The organism is Corynebacterium lipophiloflavum DSM 44291 (assembly GCF_000159635.1).
Lineage (GTDB): Bacteria > Actinomycetota > Actinomycetes > Mycobacteriales > Mycobacteriaceae > Corynebacterium > Corynebacterium lipophiloflavum.
Genome location: NZ_GG667222.1, coordinates 1 through 514 on the forward strand (window position 1 = coordinate 1; position 514 = coordinate 514).

The 514-nt window shown below is 56.4% G+C and carries 1 pseudogene; it reads right to left on the reverse strand.

Going from position 1 to position 514, the window contains the following annotated elements:
- Positions 1-54: 54 nt before the first annotated feature.
- Positions 55-514 (reverse strand): annotated as a pseudogene (locus HMPREF0298_RS11990) (IS1249 family transposase); the annotation flags it as partial.

Sequence of the window (514 nt, forward strand, 5' to 3'; positions counted from 1 at the left end):
GGGTTAAGTAGCAAAAAGTGTGTCCGCTCGGCGTGTCGCCGGGCGGACATTTCTTTATCGCATGGGGCCTTTGCGGATTCCTATGTTGTGTTGGTATTCGGTTGGGATAGCGTTGTCGTAGAAGGCTGGTCGTCCTGTTTCTTGGTCGGCTGTGTTGTGGTCTTCTGGGACGAGATCGGGAACTTTGGCGAGTTGATCTTGTCCGTAATTGCACTGCCTGGCGATCTCGAGTGGGTCGTCAGGCAGCTGCGTTTTCGAGTGCAGGTACCACTCGAGCATCTTGCGTTGTCGTTCCCCGGATCTGCCGCGGTGGGCGTCAGCGATGCGTTTGAGTTGTGCGTTGACTCCGCCTTCTAGGCTGTTTGTGGTTGCTGCCCACCGGGCCGGTTCGAGTGCTTCTGGCGGGGGTTGGAGATAGGCAAACAGCCAGTTGTTGCGCGATAAGTGTAAAAGCGAGTTGTATGCCTTTCGGACCCGGATATGTGTGAATTCCCATTGGTGGCTGGGGGTGCGG